General features: G+C 51.3%; 17 protein-coding genes and 1 tRNA gene. 7 read left to right on the forward strand and 11 right to left on the reverse strand.

The genetic code is table 11. From position 1 onward, the window contains the following. Positions 1 to 18 precede the first annotated feature (18 nt). From HU175_RS06100 to HU175_RS06115, 4 genes are all read left to right on the forward strand, one after another. Complete coding sequence (locus tag HU175_RS06100; protein ID WP_176565739.1) at positions 19 to 912, forward strand: inositol oxygenase family protein; 894 nt, start codon at positions 19 to 21, stop codon at positions 910 to 912. Between the two features lie 226 nt (positions 913 to 1,138). Then, complete coding sequence (locus HU175_RS06105) at positions 1,139 to 2,227, forward strand: NAD(P)-dependent alcohol dehydrogenase (protein WP_176565740.1); 1,089 nt, start codon at positions 1,139 to 1,141, stop codon at positions 2,225 to 2,227. A gap of 127 nt (positions 2,228 to 2,354) precedes the next feature. After that, positions 2,355 to 2,771, forward strand: coding sequence for a XisH family protein (locus HU175_RS06110; RefSeq protein ID WP_176565741.1), 417 nt, complete (start codon positions 2,355 to 2,357; stop codon positions 2,769 to 2,771). Then, a complete protein-coding gene (locus HU175_RS06115; RefSeq protein ID WP_176565742.1) occupies positions 2,756 to 3,103 on the forward strand; it encodes a XisI protein in 348 nt (115 codons plus the stop codon). Before HU175_RS06110 ends, HU175_RS06115 begins: the two co-directional genes overlap by 16 nt. A gap of 76 nt (positions 3,104 to 3,179) precedes the next feature. Here HU175_RS06115 and HU175_RS06120 read toward each other — a convergent pair whose 3' ends face one another. The 7 genes from HU175_RS06120 to HU175_RS06150 all read right to left on the reverse strand — a co-directional run bounded on the left by HU175_RS06120 (position 3,180) and on the right by HU175_RS06150 (position 14,038). Next, positions 3,180 to 6,311, reverse strand: a complete 3,132-nt coding sequence (locus tag HU175_RS06120) for an efflux RND transporter permease subunit (protein WP_176565743.1) — start codon at positions 6,309 to 6,311, stop codon at positions 3,180 to 3,182. Positions 6,312 to 6,369: 58 nt separating this feature from the next. Then, entirely contained in the window at positions 6,370 to 7,425 is a 1,056-nt protein-coding gene (locus HU175_RS06125) for an efflux RND transporter periplasmic adaptor subunit (RefSeq protein WP_176565744.1), read from the reverse strand. An 18-nt stretch (positions 7,426 to 7,443) separates the two neighbouring features. Continuing rightward, entirely contained in the window at positions 7,444 to 8,775 is a 1,332-nt protein-coding gene (locus HU175_RS06130) for a TolC family protein (protein ID WP_176565745.1), read from the reverse strand. 51 nt (positions 8,776 to 8,826) lie between these two features. Continuing rightward, a complete protein-coding gene (locus tag HU175_RS06135) occupies positions 8,827 to 9,315 on the reverse strand; it encodes a MarR family winged helix-turn-helix transcriptional regulator (RefSeq protein ID WP_176565746.1) in 489 nt (162 codons plus the stop codon). Positions 9,316 to 9,459: 144 nt separating this feature from the next. Next, positions 9,460 to 11,922, reverse strand: a complete 2,463-nt coding sequence (locus HU175_RS06140) for a zinc-dependent metalloprotease (RefSeq protein WP_176565747.1) — start codon at positions 11,920 to 11,922, stop codon at positions 9,460 to 9,462. 396 nt (positions 11,923 to 12,318) lie between these two features. Further along, complete coding sequence (locus HU175_RS06145) at positions 12,319 to 13,281, reverse strand: fasciclin domain-containing protein (protein ID WP_176565748.1); 963 nt, start codon at positions 13,279 to 13,281, stop codon at positions 12,319 to 12,321. A gap of 439 nt (positions 13,282 to 13,720) precedes the next feature. Then, a complete protein-coding gene (locus HU175_RS06150; RefSeq protein ID WP_176565749.1) occupies positions 13,721 to 14,038 on the reverse strand; it encodes a helix-turn-helix domain-containing protein in 318 nt (105 codons plus the stop codon). A gap of 329 nt (positions 14,039 to 14,367) precedes the next feature. Here HU175_RS06150 and HU175_RS06155 point away from each other — a divergent pair, with 329 nt between their 5' ends. Beyond that, a complete protein-coding gene (locus HU175_RS06155) occupies positions 14,368 to 14,763 on the forward strand; it encodes a hypothetical protein (RefSeq protein WP_176565750.1) in 396 nt (131 codons plus the stop codon). Positions 14,764 to 15,072: 309 nt separating this feature from the next. Here the strand turns inward: HU175_RS06155 and HU175_RS06160 are convergent. After that, positions 15,073 to 15,145: transfer RNA gene (locus HU175_RS06160), tRNA-Thr, on the reverse strand. Between the two features lie 85 nt (positions 15,146 to 15,230). On the opposite strand from HU175_RS06160, the gene HU175_RS06165 reads away from it, so the two are divergent. After that, positions 15,231 to 17,174 (forward strand): ABC-F family ATP-binding cassette domain-containing protein, encoded by a 1,944-nt coding sequence (locus tag HU175_RS06165; RefSeq protein WP_176565751.1) that lies wholly within the window; start codon positions 15,231 to 15,233, stop codon positions 17,172 to 17,174. A gap of 66 nt (positions 17,175 to 17,240) precedes the next feature. Here HU175_RS06165 and HU175_RS06170 read toward each other — a convergent pair whose 3' ends face one another. After that, a complete protein-coding gene (locus HU175_RS06170) occupies positions 17,241 to 18,152 on the reverse strand; it encodes a bestrophin family protein (protein WP_176565752.1) in 912 nt (303 codons plus the stop codon). 133 nt (positions 18,153 to 18,285) lie between these two features. On the opposite strand from HU175_RS06170, the gene HU175_RS06175 reads away from it, so the two are divergent. Next, on the forward strand, positions 18,286 to 19,584 hold the full coding sequence (locus HU175_RS06175) for a DUF5103 domain-containing protein (protein WP_176565753.1): 1,299 nt from the start codon (positions 18,286 to 18,288) through the stop codon (positions 19,582 to 19,584). Between the two features lie 127 nt (positions 19,585 to 19,711). Here the strand turns inward: HU175_RS06175 and ychF are convergent, their stop codons facing one another. Together ychF and HU175_RS06185 are read right to left on the reverse strand one after the other, a co-directional pair. Beyond that, on the reverse strand, positions 19,712 to 20,812 hold the full coding sequence (gene ychF / locus HU175_RS06180) for a redox-regulated ATPase YchF (protein ID WP_176565754.1): 1,101 nt from the start codon (positions 20,810 to 20,812) through the stop codon (positions 19,712 to 19,714). A 217-nt stretch (positions 20,813 to 21,029) separates the two neighbouring features. Then, entirely contained in the window at positions 21,030 to 21,356 is a 327-nt protein-coding gene (locus HU175_RS06185) for a DUF3276 family protein (protein ID WP_176565755.1), read from the reverse strand. Positions 21,357 to 21,620: the final 264 nt, after the last annotated feature.

Raw genomic sequence — 21,620 nt, forward strand, 5'->3', positions numbered from 1 at the left:
TCTCAGTCGAACAATACTATGCAGACACAAACAGCATTTACCCCACAAGAAATCAATCCACTCGCCAGCATTGAACAGTGGGAAGATGATGTCTTGTTACGTTATCCGGAAGAAGAGGCTTCGGTTCAGCCCGAGCACAAAACCAAACAGGAATACCGCAACTACGACAGCCCGGAACGCGATACAGTACGGGAGTTTTATCGCCTGAATCACCGGTACCAGACCTTTGATTTCGTTCGGGAAAAAGAAGCGGAGTTCCTGAAATTCGACAAAAAGGAAATGCCGGTCTGGAGCGCTATGGAGTTCCTGAACACGCTGGTCGACGATTCCGATCCGGACACCGACCTCGACCAGCTCCAGCACTTATTGCAGACGGCCGAAGCCATTCGCGCCGATGGGCATCCGGATTGGTTTGTACTGACGGGTTTCCTGCACGACATGGGAAAGGTGCTTTGCCTATTTGGCGAACCCCAGTGGGCCGTGGTAGGCGATACGTTCCCGGTGGGCTGCAAACATTCGGATAAAATCGTTTATCCTGAATTCTTCGCGGCTAACCCTGATACGTACGACGAGCGGTACAACACGAAGTACGGCGTTTATGAGCCGAACTGCGGTATGAAAAACGTGCATATGTCGTGGGGCCACGACGAATACCTGTACCAGATCACGAAAAACTACCTGCCTGAGCCAGCGTTGTACATGATCCGGTACCACTCGTTCTATTCGCAGCACCGCGAGCACGCCTACGATCACCTGCTGGACGATCACGATCGGGCAATGTTCCCCTGGGTGAACAAATTCAACCCCTATGATCTGTACTCAAAGAGTCCAAAGCCGCCCGTCGTGAGCGAGCTGAAACCGTATTACGAAGATCTGATTGCGAAGTACTTGCCAGCAACGATTCGGTTGTAGGTACGCCATATACTTGAAGAAAAGCCAGTCCGGGAAAACTCGGACTGGCTTTTCTTTTTCGGCCTTTTTTCCGTTCTCCAGTGACCCGCTTCGTGATGGCTAAACCGGTGAGTAAGTAAACCCGGCTGCTTAGTCTACCGACAAACAATTCTGTTTGCTAGCTAGTAAAGCTGAAGGATGTACGTACATCAGACAAGCCCAATCATCAGAACGTAAACAGGAAATCATGGAGCAAATTAAAACGAAGGGATACGGGGCCAAGGCCAGCCTGATCGACCGGTTTAGTAAACTGGCGCCAATGGAATTTGAACGTAACGCGCCCAAAGAAGACGAGGTACTTATTGATATTTTATACTGTGGCGTATGCCATTCGGATCTGCACCAGGTTCGTAATGACTGGGCTAATACCATCTACCCCTGCGTGCCCGGCCACGAGATTGTCGGGAAAGTTGTGCAGGCGGGTAGCGCCGTTACCAAATTTGCGGTTGGCGATACGGTCGGCGTTGGTTGCATGGTCGATTCCTGCGGTAATTGCCACTCTTGTCAGGAAGGGGAGGAGCAGTACTGCGAAGGACCCGTCAGTTGGACGGCCACGTATAATGGCTACATGAAACCCGATGGCAGTGGCTATAATACGTTCGGAGGCTACTCCACCAACATTGTTGTGAAGGAGTCGTTCGTACTGAAGATTCCGGATACGCTGGATATTAAGGCCGCTGCGCCTATTCTCTGCGCGGGTATCACTACCTATTCGCCCCTGCGGCACTGGGACGTAAAACCCGGTGATAAAGTTGGGATTGCGGGCTTAGGCGGCCTGGGGCATATGGCCGTCATGCTGGCTAAAGCCATGGGCGCCGAAGTGACCGTCCTGACAACCAGTAAAGACAAGCAGGCTGCTGCCGAGGCACTGGGGGCGCATCAGGTTATTATCTCGAGTGATAAAGACGCCATGAAAGAGAACGAGCTTACGCTCGACATAATTCTGGTGACGATCCCGGACCCATTTGATGTCAGCCCGTACGTAACGTTGCTGAAACGGGATGGTAAACTGGTAACAGTAGGACTGCTGGGAGAATACAAAAGTCCGCTTAATAATATGGAAATCGCCATGCACCGCCGGACGGTAGCCGGCTCGCTGATTGGCGGTATTCGTGAAACGCAGGAGGTGCTGGACTTCTGCGCTGAGCACAACATCCTGCCCGACATCGAAATGATTGACATTAAGGATATCAATACGGCCTACGACCGATTGATGGACGAGGACGTACGATTCCGCTTTATCATCGACATGCAGTCGCTGAAAAACGAGAATTAAGAATCTGACCCCCCCCGGCCCCCTCCTAAAAAAATAGGAGGGGGCCGGGGGGGGGATTAGTACATCATCAATGGGTAGTTTGCCAAGATAGACTTGGTTACAGCATAAGAAACGCTATTTTTATGCCATGGCCCGTGACTTATTTCATCAGGTAGTTAGGGAAGCTCTAGAAGCTGAAGGTTGGTCTATCAATCATGATCCGCTTGTTTTGAAATTAGGTGGGTTACGAATGGAGATTGATCTAGCCGCTGAACAGATGCTAGCTGCCGAAAAGGGACCAGATCGGATCGCTGTTGAAGTAAAAAGCTTTGTCGGAAAGTCAAATCTTAATGATTTTTACGAAGCCAAAGGCCAATACGATGTTTACCGTCGAGGTTTGCTACGAGAAGGTGGGCAACGTAGATTGTACCTGGCTATTGACAGCGACGTCTTTCAGTCGTTTTTTCAAAAATCGCTTATTGCCGAAATCGTAGAAGAAGACTTGATTTCGTTGCTCGTTTACGATGTAACGACTAAACGCATCACGCAATGGATAACCCGGTAGCTACCTATCGCGAAATTATTATCAATTTGCTGGAGTCGTATGCCAGTGTACCATCAATAGGTGGGGCTGGTGAAGACTTAGAAGAACAACTAATTCTGGATACTCAACGCGATCATTATCAAATTTTGACGATAGGTTGGGAAAATGGAAAGCGAGTTTATTACCCTGTATTTCATCTGGACATTCGAAATGGGAAAATCTGGGTTCAGGAAGATGCTACTGACTTTGATATAGTTGGAGAGCTTGAACGGAGGGGCGTTGCTAAAAACGACATTGTATTAGCATTTCAAGCTCCTTACAAACGACCTTTTACTGGATACGGGATATCTTAAATTCAACAACCAGATACACACAGCAACGCCCCGCATTTCAACCGAAATGCGGGGCGTTGCTGTGTAATTGAGGATACTATTCCATTGCTTTGGCCACTTCCAGTTCCTGCGGCTTTTGCGGGACGACTTTCTTGCGGCCGAACCGGGCGATCATCCGGTCAACGACCAAATACATCGACGGTACAACCAGCAGCGTCAGTAATAGGGAGCTTGACAGCCCACCAATGATAACCCACGCCATACCGTTCTTGGTTTCGGCACCGGCACCACTCGCCAGGGCGATTGGCAACATACCGAAGATCATGGCCAGTGTTGTCATCAGGATTGGGCGCAGCCGTTCTTTACCGGCTTCGACCAGCGCGTCGACGACTTCTAGCCCTTCGGCTTTCAGCTGATTGGTAAAGTCAACGATCAGGATGGCGTTCTTCGCTACCAGGCCGAGCAGCATGATCATACCCACGATCGCAAATACCGTCAGGCTTTCCATCGACAGCGCCAGCGCGAGCAAAGCACCAATCAGAGCTACGGGAATCGAGAACAGAACGACGAACGGATACACGACGCTTTCGTACAGCGCTACCATGATAAAATACACCAGCGCAATAGCGATGATCAGCGCCAGACCCAGGCTACCAAAGGCGTCTGACTGCTGCTGCAACTGACCCAGGTATTGGATCGAGACTCCTTCCGGCAACTTAACCTGCGCCATCTTCGCCTGAATATCGGCACCGACCGTACCCACCGGACGACCTACGACCTGCGCGTTGATGGTTACCGACGACAGACGGTCGATACGTTCCAGTACACTCTCGCCGATCTGCTCCTGAACCGTAGCGAACTGTGACAGCTCGAAGGTGCGGCCCTGGTTGTTAACGAACGTCAGACGGCTGATGTCGGCGGGGTTGGTCCGGTCGAACCGGTCGAGGCTGATCAGGATATCGTATTCGTTTCCGTTCTGTTTGAACTTCGACTGATCGTTACCCCGGAATGCGTTTTGCAGCGCAAGACCAACATCCGACGCGTTGATGCCCAGTTGCGCCATCCGTTCCCGGTTCAGGTTGACCGTTACTTCGGGTTTTGGATCTTTCACCGAGTATTTTACGTCCTGCGTACCAGGAGTCGACTCGGTTACCTGTTTAACAACGGCAGCCGCTTTCCGAATGTCGGCGAGGTTCGTACCCTTGACGGCAATCATAATTGGCGCCTGCTGACCACCCACCAGCCCCACCGGGCTAACGGTTACTTTGATACCCGGAATCTGACTAACTTCTTTCTTGAGCATCGAGCCGAAGTCATCCGTTGAGATGGAACGCTGCTCTTTATCATTCAGCTTAACGTTCAGATCGGCGATGTTACTGTTCGAGGCCGTAGCCAGACCGGTGCTGGTGTAACCGACGTTGGTGAAGACGTTGGTCACTTCCGGGTGTTTCATAATGATCTGCTCGGCCCGTTGGGCTACGGCGTTCGTCTGGTAGATTGACGCCGTTGGCGACAGTTCAAGCTGAACGCTCATCTCACCCATGTCGCTCTGGGGCATGAAGGCCGCACCTATGAAGCCGGCAGGAACGAGGGCAATCGAGCCAACCAGCAAGGCAATAACCGCCAGGAATACCCAACGCTTATGACGCAGGATCGACCGAAGAATGCCCGCGTAAATCGTGCTGAGCCGTTCCAGGAAATGTTCAAAACCCAGGTTCAGTTTACCCCAAAGTGTATTTGGATTAAGTACTTCGACCTTACCGAAGCGGGAAGCCAGCAGTGGTGTCAATGTAAAGGACACCAATAAGCTCATCAGGGTCGAGAATACGACCACGAGCGCAAATTCGCGCAGGATGTTCCCGATCAGACCGCCCGTCATCGCCAGCGGTACGAATACCACGACGTCAACCAGGGTAATGGCCAGGGCCGTAAAACCGATTTCGCTACGTCCTTCCAAGGCGGCAGTCCGTTTGTCCTTGCCCATTTCCAGGTGGCGATTGATGTTTTCCAAGACCACAATCGAGTCATCGACCAGGATACCAACTACCAGCGAAAGGGCCATCAGCGTCATCAGGTTCAACGAGAAACCGGCCGTGTACATCAGAATGAACGTCGGAATCATAGATGATGGCAGGGCCACCAGTACGAACAGCGACGAGCGGAACGAGTGCAGGAACAGCAGCATCACGACCGATACGATCAGAACGGCCAGGAACAGGTCATCAACGACGGCGTGGGCCGAGGCCAGCGTGTAGGTCGACTGGTCGGCTGCAATATTGAATTTCAGGCCGTAGCGGCTGTATTGTTTTTCCAGTGTGGTGATTCGAGCCCGAACCAGCTCACTCACCGATACGGCGTTGGCGTCGGATTGCTTTTGAATCTGTACCCCAACCGATGGCTTGGCGTTGATGTGGTTAATAGCCGTTGGTTTGGTCGTTGCGTCGACAACCTCGGCTACGTCGCGCAGCAGTACCTGACTACCGTCGGTCCGGCGGGCAATAATCAGCGAACGCAGGCGGTTCAGCGTTTGAACCGACGCATCGAATCGAATTGAAAACTGGGATTCCTGTGTCTCCAGCTGACCGGCGGGGTAGCTGGTATTGGCGGCATTGATGGCCTGTGATACCTGCCCGATGGATACGCCGTAGGCCCGTAGTTTTTCGGCGTTGACGTTTACCTGAATCTGGCGCTCGTTGCCACCAATAATGGTTACCTGACCCACACCTGCTACGTTCGAAAGCTGTGGTTTTAGGTCTTTGTCGATCAGGTCATACAACTGCGACGGCGACATGTTGGCCGTGACGCCCATCCGCAGAACCGGGATCTCATCCGTCGAGAATTTATTCAGGATTGGCCGGTCTGCTTCGTCGGGCAGCAGGTTCAGAATTTGCTCAATTTTACGTTGCGCATCCTGCTGGGCAAGTGTTACGTCGACGCCGTTTTTCAGCTGAACGATAACGCTCGAGGCACCTTCCTGCGAGGTCGAGGTCATCCGGTCGAGCCCTTCCAGCGACGACAGGGCATCCTCGATCCGCTTGGTCACGTTGGTTTCCACCTCATCGGCGGCTGCCCCCCGGTAAGTCGTTACCACACTGATCACGTTGGCCTCAAATTTAGGCAACAGGTTGTAGGACAGCTGTTGGTAACTCAGAAAACCGAACAGAATCAACACCGTAAAGACGGTGAGAATCAGCAACGGCCGTTTGACGGCTACTTCTGTTATTGACATAAGGATACAGAATTGGTCGTTGGCACGGAAAAGATTCCCTTCGCCAGCGACGGATTAATTATTTGGTCACCTGTACTGGTTTACCGTCGGTCAGGTTCAACTGACCCGTGGTAACAACCGTATCGCCCGCGTTCAGACCGCCCAGCACTTCAACCGTATCGCCGAAGTCGCGACCAACCTGGATGCTGCGCCGACGCGCTACGTTGCCTTCGACTACGTACACGTAAGGGTTCTTGATGCTTTCGGCCAGAGCCGCCCGCGGAATCTGGAGCGTCTGCTGATTCGATTTCTGCGAGAAGTCGACGTTGACGAACGTACCGGCTTTCAGGTTATTGTTGCTGCCGATGGTTACTTCAACCGGGTAGTTGTGCTCGTCGCTGCCCTGGGGCGAGATGTACGTAACGTTGCCGGTAAATGTCCGGCCGGGAAACACGTCCGCCGACACTTTAACCGCCTGACCCATCCGAATTTTGTACACATCGCTTTCGTTCACCAGCACCTGTACTTTCAGGCGGGCTACGTCCAGCACAGTGCCCAGTACGGTACCCGCGCCAACGAACTCACCGGGCTCGATGTTTTTCTTCACGATCTGACCACTGATCGGCGCTTTCACGTTCGCGTCCTGAATCTGCTTTTTGATCTGCTCAGCCTGGTTAACGGCGTTTTCGTAGTTGAACTTTACATCGTTCACCTGAAGCTCGGTCGTGGCGTTACCCGCCAGCAGCGTGTTGTAGCGCGTTACGTCCTTTTTGAGCTTGTTGATATTCAGTTCCGTTGCCTCCAGCGACAGTTCTTTCAGACGGTTGTCTAACTGCACCAACGTAGCTCCCTGTTTCACTTGCGAACCCAGGTTGAAATTGACGCGGGTTACTTTACCGGCGGTCGTTGCCGTAATGTCGGCTTCGCGGTAGGGAATCAGGTTCCCCGTTTTAACCAACTGTTGACTGACGGTACCTTCGGCGACCTGCGCTACGGTTACTGGAATAGCCGCGTTCGCATTGACGACCGGCTTATTCTGCTCGTCGATCTTTTCTTTATTGGAAGCCAGCCGGAAGCCGATGAGCGCTGTGACACCCAGCAGAACTGCGACGATGACTAAGGTTGTCTTTTTCATTGTATGGAGCGTATTCTGTTATAATTCGTTGTAAAAGTTGAGGAGCGATCCCTGCGATTGTTCCAGGTCAAGACGAGCCTGGTAGAAACTGATCAGCGAGTTGATGTAGTTAAACTGCGCCTGCCGGTATGAGTTATCGGCGTTGATCAGATCCGTGATTGATTTGGTGCCCTGCTTGTATTGCAGCGTGGTGATGTTATACACCTCCTGCGCGAGCTGGACGTTCCGGCTGTCGTTCTGCGCGTTGATCTGCGCTTTCTGAATCTGCGATTGCGAGTTATTGAACTGGAGCCGATACGCTTCTACATTCAGTCGTTGCTGTTCTTCCTGGGTCAGAACCGTCAGTTTCTGCTGTTGAACCTGCGCATCGCGTTGTAAGCCGTCGAAGATTGGCAGGTTTACTCGTAAACCGAAGCTACCGAATCCCACGAAGTTGGAGAAAGCTTTATCAAATGTCTGCGCGAAATTGAGTGTACCATAGTTCGCCGTGAAGCTCAACGTAGGCAGATAGCCAGCCCGGATGCGCTGGAGTTGAAGCCGCTGCAAATCCAGATTAGACGCTGACTGTTGAAAGCTTACCAACCGCTGCGCTTCGAATGGCTCTTTCCCAAACGTGGGAATTCGGTCTCCAGTGATCGAATCACCAACGGCCAGCGGTGCGTCCTGCGACAAACCCATCTGGTACTTCAGCCGGTTCAGTGCCAGTTCCAGATCGTTCTGAGCCAGTGTCAACTGCGACTTGGTGTTGTTGAAACTGACCTCTGTGTTTGAATAATCAATAGGCTGAATGACGCCGTTGTCTCGTTGTAACTTTAACACATCCAGGACCTGCTGTGTTCGTTTCAGATTGTCCTGAAGCAAACTAATCTGCTGCTGAGCTACGTAGACCTGGTAATAGTTGCTGGAAATATTATAAATGATGTCCTCGCGGGTTTGCCGTTCGTTCAAATCGGCCAGCCGTTGATTAGGCTTGTTTGCCTTGATACCGATCAGGAGCGACTGATCATAAATTGTCTGGCTTGCCTGAGCAACAACGTTATTCTGAAATTTCTGCCCAATGATCAGCACCTGCGGCTCAGGACCAAATACGCCCGCCGGAATAATAGACCGCTGCAGCTTGATGTTATTCGTGAATGTACCACTGGCCGATACCTGCGGCAAATACTGACCAATTGCCTGACGAGCCTGCTGATCTGCCGTTTGTTTTTGATACTCGGCGATCCGAACTGTACCAAAATTCTTGAGGCCGTACTCGATGCATTCTTTCAGCGACCGGGCCCCGGTCTGGGCGTAACTCTCCTGCAGCAGACCTAGTGCCGCAAATAGGATAATTGCAATTTTTTTATTCATTTTGTGTAGTTGATATATCTACTATTGATATATCAACGAATTGTGGAAAACTTAGAACTGCTGTTCTAGAAACAAAGAAATTTTTCGACTAACGCTCAAAAACTGAGTTAATTCCTCTTCAGACAGCTGCTTCGTTACGACATGATCCATAGTCTTAGCGGCCTCCTGTACTTTTTCGACAACCAGTCTCCCGGCGGGTGTCAACTGAATCAGGTTCTTCCGACGATCATCCTGATCATTGACAATTCGTAAGTAACCATCCCGCTCTAATGTTTTAATTGAGCGTTGCACGCCCGATTTATCTTTCTGCAGCAAGTCAGCAATGTTTTGCTGGGAGGGGGACTCGTCTGCGCAGAAGTAAGCAATAAACAGAATCGGCAGTTGCTCCAGTTGGAGTGAAAATCCCATGCGGCCCAGTTCGCGATTGGAATAGCGAGTCATGCCTAACGCCAGTGTCTGTATGTTGAAGCTGACAAGGTGCCCCATGGATTTTGCAAATTCCATTTTCTTCTCCTGCCGCAGTTCTTCCGTTAAAATCATGGCGCAAAAGTAGTATTAGTAGATATATCAACCAATATTTTAAATAAAAAGTTTTTGCTAATTCGATCCGTTTATGAAGCGTAAAAAAACGGACGTACCACCCATCAGATGATACGTCCGTTTGTAAAAAAGTGAGGTAGTGGATCAGGGCTGTTCCCAGTCGCAGGCGGGGCTGAGCCATTCCTGCCCCGGATCGATGGGCGCGCCGTCGGGGGCGGCTAGTGTGCTGGTTGTTACGTTTCTTTCCGGATCGCTCAGGTACTGGTTGATCGTCCATTTCAGGTACGGTAGCCGCGCCGATGCAGCCGTTGGCGTAGCGGAACTCATCCGCAGGAGCAGCTCATGAACAGCCGCTCTAACACCACCATCAACGCTTTTATTCGACGCCAGCTTGATCAGCTTCTCGATAAAAAGTCGCTCGTTCATCCGGGCAATCTCGCCCTGGTAGTCGGTACGGTTAATGGTGGGTGAATTGCTAATCGAGTCGCGCATCCGGTTCAGTACGTCGGTCAGGCCCGGTAAGCGGGAGTCGATCGATTTCTGGCGAAGTAAGCGGGTACAACGCTCAGGGTTAAGCAGCATCTGCAGAGTCATACCTGTGATTGCTTCAGGTGGCCCCAGTGGGTCGAACGTCATACCGGTATGGCGTTTGAACACTTCCCGTGGGTTTGGCTGGTAGCGGAACGGACGGGGCGGAATCATAGTCAGCACCGCCGTCGGCACCGCCAGCGACGCTGGATTGATCGTTGCCAGCAGCGCGTTGAGTGCCCGGTTCTGCTCGGCGGCCGGTACCGTTGACAGCACCGACTGCCCATCGCCCCGTAATGCGTTGGTATAGGCCTGACCGCCGACAACCTTTGCCGCAGCTTCGATCTGGTAGCGGTGGAACATATAGACTGGTACGAACACTTCTTCCAGGGTTGCCATTGGCATACCCGCCGGAATTTTCTTTTCGGTAAAGTTCGCCATGGCTACGCGCCGAACGTCCATCAGGCGTTTCAGCTCGTCAACGGCATTGGCGCCATTGTCCCACAGGTGGGTAGCGGGGTGAGGGGAGCCCTCGGGCCGGGCATCCTGATCGGTCAGGAACGATAGGCCAGCCGCGTGCATTTGCTTCACTAGTTTATCGAGCTCCTGCTTTTCATTAGCCCCCGCCGGAAACTGTTCGTAGCCGTACCGGATGCTCCATTTGTCGTAGGCGCCAATGTTTTTGGCGTAGGCGTCCGACAGATCAATTGACGCTCCTTTCAGTTTAGCCACCATTGTTGGATAGTCCATTACCGACGCTCGATCCTGGGTGCTGGCCAGGTAGTTGTGTGGTAACCCCAGCGTATGGCCAACTTCGTGGGCTGCCAGCTGCCTCAGGCGCTCAAGCGACATAGTCATCATAGGCGAGTTGTCGGCTGTAGAGTCGCCGGTAGGGGCGGTGTTTGGGAACTCACCCACCAGACCCTGGGCAATCAGATAATCCTGCCGGACACGCAGCGAACCCAGGGTTACTTTCCCTTTAATAATCTCGCCGGTACGGGGATCGATGATGCTGGCGCCGTACGACCAGCCTCGGGTGGATCGGTGAACCCACTGCACCAGGTTGTAGCGTACGTCCATCGGATCGGCGTCGGCGGGCAGCAGCTTTACCTGAAAGGCGTTTTTGTAGCCAGCCGCTTCGAATGCCTGATTCCACCAGGCGGTTCCTTCCATTAGGGCCGACCGGATTGGCTCGGGCGTGCCAGGGTCGAGGTAGTAAATAATAGGCTTAACGGCTTCGCTGACAGCCGCAGTCGGGTCTTTTTTCTCCAGCCGGTGCCGCGAAATGTAGCGTTTCATGATCGGCTGACTGACGGGGGTGGCGTAATCGAAGTACTCAATGCCGCCGTACCCAATGCGCGGGTCGAAGACACGGGGTTTGAAATTGTTGTCGGGTAACTGCACAAATGAGTGGTGCTGGTGCATCGTTACGAGCGTTGGGGTTGGCACCACTTCGCGTAGATACGACCCTGGATTGTCGCCCGTCAACGTAATGATCGTTTCAAACTCGGTGTTTTGTGGAAATGCTTTCGTGCGGGGCAGGTACATCGCACTGCGACTGGCGTCGAAGCGAAAACTTCCCTGTTTGGTCTGGGTAATGCTCTGAACCGCGCCCACGGCGTCCTGCATCAGAAAGGGGGTCAGGTCGACAAGTACTTTACCGTCGCTCTCGGCCGCTACGTCGAAACCCGCGTGAACCGACTTGGCAAACGATTCGGCCACTGCCTGCCGCTCCAGTGGGTCTTTGCTGATGGCCCGGTACGAATAGTTGGGTTCAATCAGCAGCACTTTGGGGCCACTGCGCTGAAATTTAACAATGTGTTCCTGCCCGAGCCGACCCCGGTCCAGCCCGATGTCGTTGGAACCGATGCCCTGTGCCAGGGTGGGGTAGTAAAGAAACTCGGTATCGAACTTGTCGATTTCGAGCCAGACTTTGCCCTTTTTGGCGTCCCAGTAATACGTCATGAAGCCTGCATTGCGCTCCATACCGTTGGTAAAAGCCGAGATGGCTGGTACCTGCGCCCATAGGGAAGTGACTCCCATTAGCAACAGGCTGACTAATAATAAACGGTTCTTCATTAGAAAAGAGGTTGCATTCGGTGCTCAAGTTACGCCGAAACCTCTATTGGTTGTACGAATGTTATTTTGGTAAGACAATATATAGATGGATAAATAGCTCGTAGTAAGTCGACGTGCCTATCTAATATTTTGTACTGTCTGTGAAAAGCCGTATGAATTCCGGTGGAAAGGAATACGGGTAAAGTGTAATGACTCGAGCATGAGTCGGTGTATTTTGTAAAAATGGTTTGTCAAACGTCCTTCATCAGCCAGGATAAAAGTGCCCTCATGTGTTTTGTCTCCCGATTTAGGCGAATAACCGTTGGGGTGCCCTGAATGGCTGCCCAAAAGAACAGCCCTCTTGCCAGTGTTATTCTCTGGCAGGAGGGCTGCTTTTTGATAATATGCCCAGCGCAACTAGCGAAAAGTTACGTTTTTGGGCATCAACACGGCATCGATTCCATAGACCAACCCATTCGTCTGCATTTTTTCCGAATCCTCAACAGTTGCTTTTTTGCCTTGCTCATCCGTAATCGTCATCTGGCCATTCGTCCCCATCTGTACTGTCAGCGTATTGCCACTTACTGTTTGCAATTGTGCTTTACCGTTGCCCGACTTGATCTGCTCTTTTAGGGCAGCCGTATTCAGCGATCCTTTAACGAGGTGGTAGGACAATAGTTGCTTTAGCGCATCCTGGTTACGGCCTTCCAGCAGTCCGCTCTGAGCCGATGCCGGTAACTTTTTAAAGGCTGCGTTCGAGGGCGCAAACAGCGTATACGTATCGTTTGCCTTCAGTTTCTCGTAGAGGTCGGTTGCCTGTAAGGCGTTCTGAAGGGTGACGTAGTTGGGCGAGGAAGCAATAAAATCATGGATATTGGTTGTGCGTTCGGTACTGCCAGCCACGTCGGCTGGAGTTTTCGTTGTGCGGGCTCCGGTAACGGCCGCTCCCGTAGCGGTCGATTCCGTACCGGCTGAACCGGCCGATGTCGCGTTGCCGCCCGACGAAGACGAACCGCTCAACGTTGTTGGATTCGTGGTAACCGACGGATTGCTACCCACACCCGTTGGAGCGTTGGTGACGTTGTTGCTGTTGTAGTTCGTCGAATTACTGTTGTTAATCGCCGTGCCATCGGCTGACGAACTTTGTCGGTACTGTCCTTCCTGGGGCGTAGCCGGGCTTGTCCCGTTCTTGGCATTTTGATTCATTGAGTTCGTATTACCCCGGTTGCCCCGCATCGCCCGGCGCTGTTCGCGCGTCGACTGGGCCGGTTTTGTTGTATCACCCGTCATAGACTGAGCGGAAGCTGCCTGATCGATACCAATCAGACTTATTGACGCCAGTCCCAGCGTCAGTAAGTGAAGTGTGTGCTTGATTTTCATAACGTTATTGGTTTGGCAAGTCGTAAACTGTCTTGTTAACTGACCCTCGTTCAGAAAGTTTGCCTGATATTGAGGTAGACATTGTAGGAGATGGGAAAGGCGTTACTGAGCCGGGCGCTTTTAATCACCTGTTCAAGCAAAGAAGAGATATGCATAGAAAAAGCAAATTCCCCTTCCAAAATATTTTAGAAGGGGAATTTGCTTTTTCTATGCTGAGTTTCCTACAGGACTTGAACTGATAAGTGTACATTATTAAAAAACAGAATATTATTAACAGAATATTTTTGAGGGGGACAGATTGGAAAATAAGAGTGATTCTGAGTTAATGGAAAGGTTTGAGTAGGCTATGCTGTTATCATACTCATCAATGCCCATACTACAGCTTGAAGAATAGCCTTCAATGTGTTGTTCAAATCCAATCGGGTGGCATGTGGCAGGACTACTTTTCTTTCCGCAACTCTTGACCTTGTTTTTTTATCAACTGCCTTTGTAACTCGATGAGTTCTTTCGTGCGTATTAGGGTGAAACCTATTGGAATTCGAGTTGTATCATCACCCGCACCATCGACCAGCCAAGCGGCTGTCGTATCTAATAACTTAGCTAACTTCCGTATATCCAAAAGGCAGGGCGCTGTCCTGTTTTTCTCCCAGGCCGAGATAACCGCTTTACCGCTCTTCTGCATTAACTCGGCTAGTTCATCTTGCGTCAGTCCTTTGTTTACTCGCTTTTTCTTTAATCTAGCTCCAAATGACTCCATTCATTAGGGTATTAGGTGTAGGAATTAGATCAACCACTTGTGAGGAAATGATTGTTCGACCAAAGGATGCGTTCTTTCGTCGGTTCGTTGCATGCCTTGAGCGTCTAGATTCTCTATTTTTTCAATAACGGCATTTCCTGTCAAGCGTTTCGGCGCAAAGATCAACTAGACTAGTTGGGGGCGTTGTCCGCTTTCGAGCTATCTATGTCCATTAGCGTACATCTTGACAGAGGATGATATTTCATAATAGATTGATTTACAGCGAATATGTTAGTGTGGTACACTTCTTGGCATTCAGCATGGTAGACAATTAACCATAACACGTCGCCATGAAACTCAATCTGATCGCTCTGCCAACCCTACTTGCTTTCTTCACGCTTACCTCAACCGAGCTGCTAGCCGACTCTCCCGAGCTTGACCAAGTACCGCCCTTTCGTTCGAGCTGCTACGTCAACAAATCCAATCAAATCAAGCTGGCCATTGACAAGAACGCCCCCCAGATTGTTAGCGTCGTCCTTCGGCGCTCAGGTGAAAACGAAATCGTGGCTACCCAATACATGCCCAAAAAACAGAGTAAGTCGACCTACGTATTTGACGTGAACGAGTTGCCCGACGGGCTTTATACATTGGAGCTAAGTAGTGGCCAGCATCTCACCACCCACCAGGTCACCATCAACACCGCTAAGCCCATCAAGCCAAGCCGGCAGGTTGCTCTTAATCGCTGAGGCAGGTCATTTTGATGATCGAGGTTGCCCTCATGTCCGATTAAACCTACCATATAAAAGCAAACAGCGCTCGACTATTATACATGGTCGAGCGCTGTTTGCTTTGGGAAGACAACTGTCAACTTCTAATTACAACCATGCAAACTAGGGCCTACCGCTCAGTATATTTCATGAATAATATAGGTACAGCAAACCCTTGCTGTACAAAAATGTACCCGGTTACAACGGGGGCGTAGGGGGCAGAAATGCCTGAAGCCCGCCGGTTAGCGAGCTTCAGGATGCAATGGGCAGTGGGGAGTTGATTTTTTGAGCCTCCTACGGGATTCGAACCTGCGACCTACGCATTACGAATGCGTCGCTCTACCAGCTGAGCTAAGGAGGCTTTTTGCCTGTTTTGCGGGTGCAAATATACGAGTCCGGAATTTAACAATGCAAGTATCCGTTCTATTTTTGGTAAATTTGCCTCCATGATTTCCATCACGAACCTCTCGTACTATCTCGGTAGCCGGGCGCTCTACGAAAATGCGTCGCTGCATATCAAGCCTAACCAGAAAATCGGCCTGATCGGTCTGAACGGAACTGGTAAATCAACGCTGCTTCGAATCATCAACGGGGAGTATCAGCCCGACGGCGGTACGATCTCCAAAGCGGGCGACGTAACGATCGGCTTTCTGAACCAGGATTTGCTATCGTACCAGACCGAAGATTCCATTCTGTCGGTGGCGATGCAGGCATTCGCGCGGCAGAACGAACTGCAAAAACAGATCGACGAGCTGCTGCATGAGATGGAAACCAACTACCGCGATGAACTGGTCGATAAACTCGGCAAGGTGCAGGAGGAATTCGATGCGCTCGACGGCTATACGGTGCAGTCGAAGGCTGAAGAGATTCTCGAAGGGTTAGGCTTCCCGACGGATGATTTGCACAAACCCCTGAAAAACTTCTCAGGGGGCTGGCGGATGCGGGTGATGCTGGCCAAACTGCTGCTGCAGAAACCATCATTGCTCATGCTTGATGAGCCAACCAACCACTTGGACTTGCCGTCCATTCAGTGGGTAGAAAAATATATTCAGTCGTATGAGGGAGCCGTTATTGTGGTTTCCCACGACCGTGACTTCCTGGATAACGTTATCGACGTAACGGTTGAAGTGGCCAACCAGAAACTGAATCCGTACTCTGGTAATTACTCATTCTATCTGGAAGAGAAAGCGCTGCGGAACGAGATTCAGAAAGGAGCTTACGAAAACCAGCAGGCTAAAATCCGGCAGACGGAGCGGTTTATCGAACGTTTTAAAGCGCAGGCCACCAAAGCAAAGCAAGCACAGAGCCGGGTAAAACAACTGGCCCGGCTGGATCGGATTGACGATGTCATCGACGAGAATGCCCGGGTGAATTTCCGGTTTAATTTCTCGACGCAGCCCGGTCGGCACGTACTACAGCTTGAAAACGTATCCAAAGCGTACGGCCCGAAACGTATTCTGACGCATACCACCGGCATGCTGGAGCGCGGTGACCATGTGGCCCTGATTGGTGCCAACGGGAAAGGTAAATCGACGCTGCTGCGGATTATTGCCGGTACCGAACCCGTCGACGGCGAACGCCGGCTGGGACACAATGTGTCGTTCAGCTTCTACGCCCAGCACCAACTCGAATCCTTGAGTCTGGAGGATAACCTGGTTGAGGAACTGAAAGCGGCTAATCCAACTAAAACAGAAGCCGAATTGCGGACCGTACTGGGCTGTTTCCTGTTTACGGGTGACGACGTGTTCAAGAAGATCCGGGTATTATCGGGGGGCGAAAAATCGCGAGTGGCACTGGCAAAGGTACTGCTCTCACAGGCCAACTTCCTGCTGCTCGATGAGCCGACCAACCACCTGGACATGCAGTCGGTGAATATCCTGATTCAGGCGCTGCAACAGTATGAAGGCACATACATTGTTGTCTCCCACGATCGTTACTTCGTATCGCAGATCGCGAACAAGATCTGGTATATCGAAGAAGAACAGGTGAAGCAATATCCGGGTACGTACGATGAGTACGAACAATGGCAGGAAGACCGACGCGAACAGGGCTACGTTTCCCCCGCTTCAAAAGTGCAACCTGCTCCGGCTCCTGTGAAAGAAGAAAAACCAGCAGCGAAGGCATCGGACGACGAACGGCGTGAATGGCAGAAAACGCTCAAGAATCTGACCCGGCAAGCCGAAGAAGCCGAAACGCAGATTGAGCAGCTGGAAGCGCGCAAGAAGAAAATCGAGGTCGAACTGGCGGATCCTACGACGTACAACGACAGCAAGAAAATGCAGGCCAAGAACGACGAGTACAAGAAAATAGCGAAACAGCTTGATCAGCTCCAGTCCGAATGGGAGTCGGCCATGCTGGAAGCCGAAAAATGGGAAAAGAAGCTGGTGTAGCGATACATCAATAGGTTATACAAAACAGCCGGGGTAGATGCCCCGGCTGTTCCGTTTTTAGGCCAGTTAGCGTGCTACGCTTCCGAAGCCGTATTTCTGGTCGAACGCCTGCACAACGGTCTTTTTGATGGTTGTGCAGATGGTTTCCAGCGGCAAATCGTTGGCGTCATCGCCAAATGGGTTCTCAATTTCTTCGGCGATGGTCTCCAGACTGGCCAGGACGTAGAAAACAAACATCACCAGGGGGACAACCAGATAGTCCAACGTGAAAGCGTAGCCGAAGGGCAGGGTGACGCAGAACGTGAACACAAACTTCTTGATGAACGTGCTGTACGAAAAAGGAATAGGGGTGTTCTTGATCCGTTCGCAGGCCCCGCAGATGTCCATCAGGGAAAGGAGTTCCGGGTTGAGCACCAGCATGTGCTCGGGCAGTAGAATGCCTTGTCGCTGTAAGGTCGCTACCCGCCCAAAAATGGCCGAAGCGATCTGGTTTGGTACGTGGTCGGCAGCGTGCAGATCGGTAAAATGAAACGTACTGCTGTCCGCAAATTCGGCTGGATTCGGTCGTTCGCGCAGGTGATTTTTCAGCGCAAAGGCAAAATTGGGAATCATGGTCTGAAAAAACTGCCGGTGCTCTGCCTGATCGTCATCGAGTAGTTGATTAATCTTCAGCGCCATATTCCGGCTGTTATTTACCAGTGAGCCCCACAACCGACGCCCCTCCCACCAGCGATCGTAGGCCGAGTTGGTCCGGAACACCAGCAACATCGAAATGACGAAACCCAGCAGCGTGTGCATTACCGTAATGTGCCGGAGCGGGGACGTATCGTCCAGTTTGAAGACATGAATAATCAGAAAGGCAATCAGGAACGAATAGAAGCCAATCGCAAGCAGGGCTAATGACAACTGGCGCAGGGTGTCGGCCCGGTTGTAGGTAGTAATGAACCGAAACCAATCTTTTGGGTTATAATCGACCATAGAACAGGTTAGAGTACATAGCCACAATATGTTGTTGCAGCCATAAACGAACAGGACAAAGTTACGGCTCTCCAACAACCAGAACGGTTTTCTGTCGTTTATTCAATGTCCCTCTTGTAACTGAGTCTACTAAATGACTGTTTTCCCGCGATTACTTTTCCTGTTGTTTTTATGGACATCTGCACTGACTGCCGACGCGCAGCAGGTGCAAACGATCGATCAGATTCTTGATCCGAACATCCAGACCGTACTGCTTTTTCCGGTGGTGAGCGCCAACACCAATGATCCGGCGCTGACGTTGAACCCGCCGGTAATTTCCCTGGATGAGGGCGTACCGCTGCAACTCGAATTCGACGATCTGACGGCGAACTACCGGTCATTCCGGGCCAAACTGGTGCACTGCAACGCCAACTGGCAGCGTTCGGTCCTGAACGACATTGAGTTTACGTATGAATATAACGACAACCCCATCACGGACTATTCGGTGTCGATCAACACTAAGATTCCGTACTACCACTACCGGTTCACGGTGCCCCGAGTAAAACTGCCGGGGAATTACGTCCTGGTCGTGTACGACGAGCGGAATCGCGACAATATTCTGTTTACGCGCCGGTTTATGACGTACCAGAACCTGGTAAATGTTAATGCGGGGGTGCGGTTTGCTACCGATCCTGCCCGGCAGTACACGCATCAGCAGATTGACCTGCTGATCAATTACCGGGGGTATCAGGTTGTGTCGCCCCAGGATGATTTTAAGGTAGTGATCCGGCAGAACTACCGCGACGACCGGACGATTACGGGCCTGCGCCCAACGAATGTGCAGGTGTTCGATCAGGTGCTTGAATACCGGCTGGTCGACCTGAGTAATCTGATGCCAGGCGGCAATGAGTTTCGCTTTTTCGATACCCGGACGGTATTATCCCGCGGCAACTACATTGATCGCGTCGACCGGCTGGCCGACCGGAACGTAGCATACGTTCAGGCCGATCTGCCCCGCAGCCGGGGGGCTTACATCCAGAGTGACGATTTTAACGGACAGTTCGTAATCGACCAGCGCGAAACGGGCGATGGCGATATCAACGGCGATTATATCGAAACCATATTTACGTTGCGTATTCCCAACCTGACTGGTGCTGACGTATTTGTGAATGGCGCGTTTAACCTCTGGCGGCTGGACGACCGCAACCGGATGACATTTGATTCCAACGTGGGCGCTTACCGGGCCGCGATTCTGCTCAAGCAAGGGGTGTACAATTACGACTACGTATCGCAGACGAGTGGTAATCCTGCCAAAACGGATGAAGGCTACATCGAAGGCGATTTTTCGGCCACTGAGAACGATTACGAGATTCTGATCTATAACCGCCCTCCCGCCGGCCGCGCCGATCAGCTCATCGCCTATCAACGAATAGGGGTGAACAAGCGAAAGTAGTGGGGAGAGATTAATATGGGAAGAAAAAGAAAATACCAAAGAGATTAAAGAGAAAAGACGTAAGACAAAAGACGCTCCACTTTGGAATCTCTTTTCTCTTACGTCTTTTCTCTTACGTCTAGTTCAACTAGGCGCTGTGCAGGAACTCCATGATGTCGCCGTCCTGCACGACGTATTCTTTGCCTTCAACGGAGAGTTTACCGGCTTCCCGGACACCGGCTTCAGTTTTGAACTGCTCGAAGTCGGCAAGCTTCATCACCTGCGCCCGGATAAACTTCCGCTCAAAGTCGGAGTGAATAACGCCCGCGGCCTGGGGTGCTTTCCAGCCCCGGTGAATGGTCCACGCCCGAACTTCCTTGACGCCCGCCGTGAAGTACGTAATCAGACCCAACAGTTTGTACGACGCTTTGATCAGCTTGCTCAGACCCGACTCGGTCAGGCTGTACTCGCCCAGAAACATCTCCCGTTCGTCGGGATCTTCCATTTCAGCGATCTGCGATTCGATGCCTGCGCTGATGATGATAACCTCCGCACCCTCGTCTTTGAGAGCCTCGCGCAGAGCGTCAGAATACGCATTGCCGTTTGGCAGTGATCCTTCATCAACGTTGGCGACGTAAATCACCGGCTTCACCGTCAGCAGCGCAATATCACCAATGGCAGCTTCCTGCTCTTCGGGTGATGCCTGCACCGTACGGGCGCTCTTCCCCGACTCCAGCGTTGTTTTATACCGCTTCAGAATTTCCAGCTCGGCTTTTGCTTTTGCGTCGCCCACGCGAGCCGCTTTGTCAATGCGCTGAATCTTCTTATCGACAGATTCCAGATCTTTCAGCTGAAGCTCCGCGTCGATGATCTCCTTATCGGCAATAGGATTGACCTTCCCTTCGACGTGAACGATATTGTCATCCTCAAAGCACCGGATCACGTGCACGATTGCGTCAACTTCGCGGATGTTGGCCAGGAATTTGTTGCCTAGCCCAGCCCCCTGACTCGCGCCTTTCACGAGTCCGGCGATGTCAACGAACTCGATGATGGTTGGCACCACGCGCTGCGGCTTTACTAGGCCTTCCAGCGCATCAAGTCGTTCGTCGGGAACGGTTACGACCCCCACGTTTGGTTCTATCGTACAGAACGGGTAGTTAGCCGCTTCGGCTTTTCCGCTCGATATAGCATTAAACAGTGTCGATTTGCCCACGTTCGGTAAACCCACAATTCCACATTGTAAACCCATAGTTAATTATAAATGAGTGAATAAGTGAATGAGTGAATAGACGTTTGTTGGTATTCACTCATTCACTCATTCACAATTCGCTCATTGATCTATGCAAAAATACACCCCCGAGGGCGGACCGCAAAAAAAGCCTTCGGCAAGAGCCGAGGGCTGAATGGAAAGCGGGTCCGTTTAGTAAATTAACTAACGCGTTGTGTAGAGAAAAAGAAGGAACAACTTACTCCCATTTCAATTCGCTGGCGAAGTCATCGAGCTCATCGCGCTCGCGTTGATCGAACTGGGAGAAATCGACATGCGGCATGAGTTCCTGCTTGACATGGTCGACCGTTTCCTGCAGAGCCGCGATGAACTTGCCAAAATCCTCCTTGTAGAGAAACATTTTGTGTTTTTCGTATACAAACCCCTCGCCCTGAGGATGTCGCCGACTTTCGGTAATGGTCAGGTAATAATCATTAGCCCGTGTAGACTTGACATCGAAGAAGTAAGTCCGTTTGCCTGCCCGAACTCGTTTTGAGAAGATTTTTGCCTGATCTTTTTCGTCCACAATGGGTGAAGTTTAGTGCATTCGCAAACGCTAAAATACGGGCAATCGTATAAGATTAAAAAGAAAGATTGAACTCTTTTTTGAACAAAAATGATGGCATAAATCCACAAAGCTGTGGAGACCATTCTACACTTTTTTCGATAAATGCTTGGTTATTAGGGCTATCCAATTTATCTTTGTTTATAGGAATTGCATTTTTTTGGGATTGCAAGTGTGCTAACAGTCTATTGCTCACTTGTTTTTTGTTCCTCTAACGTAACCAAA

Origin of the sequence: Spirosoma sp. KUDC1026 (assembly GCF_013375035.1) — a bacterium.
Taxonomy (GTDB): Bacteria; Bacteroidota; Bacteroidia; order Cytophagales; family Spirosomataceae; genus Spirosoma.

What these genes read in the sequence shown, in the direction of transcription:
- HU175_RS06105 (WP_176565740.1), top strand. Translation starts at nt 1,139, where the DNA reads ATGGAGCAAATTAAAACGAAGGGATACGGGGCCAAGGCCAGCCTGATC.
- HU175_RS06170 (WP_176565752.1), bottom strand. Translation starts at nt 18,152, where the DNA reads ATGGTCGATTATAACCCAAAAGATTGGTTTCGGTTCATTACTACCTAC.
- HU175_RS06125 (WP_176565744.1), bottom strand. Translation starts at nt 7,425, where the DNA reads ATGAAAAAGACAACCTTAGTCATCGTCGCAGTTCTGCTGGGTGTCACA.
- HU175_RS06140 (WP_176565747.1), bottom strand. Translation starts at nt 11,922, where the DNA reads ATGAAGAACCGTTTATTATTAGTCAGCCTGTTGCTAATGGGAGTCACT.
- HU175_RS06135 (WP_176565746.1), bottom strand. Translation starts at nt 9,315, where the DNA reads ATGATTTTAACGGAAGAACTGCGGCAGGAGAAGAAAATGGAATTTGCA.
- HU175_RS06165 (WP_176565751.1), top strand. Translation starts at nt 15,231, where the DNA reads ATGATTTCCATCACGAACCTCTCGTACTATCTCGGTAGCCGGGCGCTC.
- HU175_RS06100 (WP_176565739.1), top strand. Translation starts at nt 19, where the DNA reads ATGCAGACACAAACAGCATTTACCCCACAAGAAATCAATCCACTCGCC.
- HU175_RS06150 (WP_176565749.1), bottom strand. Translation starts at nt 14,038, where the DNA reads ATGGAGTCATTTGGAGCTAGATTAAAGAAAAAGCGAGTAAACAAAGGA.
- HU175_RS06115 (WP_176565742.1), top strand. Translation starts at nt 2,756, where the DNA reads ATGGATAACCCGGTAGCTACCTATCGCGAAATTATTATCAATTTGCTG.
- HU175_RS06120 (WP_176565743.1), bottom strand. Translation starts at nt 6,311, where the DNA reads ATGTCAATAACAGAAGTAGCCGTCAAACGGCCGTTGCTGATTCTCACC.
- ychF (WP_176565754.1), bottom strand. Translation starts at nt 20,812, where the DNA reads ATGGGTTTACAATGTGGAATTGTGGGTTTACCGAACGTGGGCAAATCG.
- HU175_RS06145 (WP_176565748.1), bottom strand. Translation starts at nt 13,281, where the DNA reads ATGAAAATCAAGCACACACTTCACTTACTGACGCTGGGACTGGCGTCA.
- HU175_RS06155 (WP_176565750.1), top strand. Translation starts at nt 14,368, where the DNA reads ATGAAACTCAATCTGATCGCTCTGCCAACCCTACTTGCTTTCTTCACG.
- HU175_RS06130 (WP_176565745.1), bottom strand. Translation starts at nt 8,775, where the DNA reads ATGAATAAAAAAATTGCAATTATCCTATTTGCGGCACTAGGTCTGCTG.
- HU175_RS06175 (WP_176565753.1), top strand. Translation starts at nt 18,286, where the DNA reads ATGACTGTTTTCCCGCGATTACTTTTCCTGTTGTTTTTATGGACATCT.
- HU175_RS06110 (WP_176565741.1), top strand. Translation starts at nt 2,355, where the DNA reads ATGGCCCGTGACTTATTTCATCAGGTAGTTAGGGAAGCTCTAGAAGCT.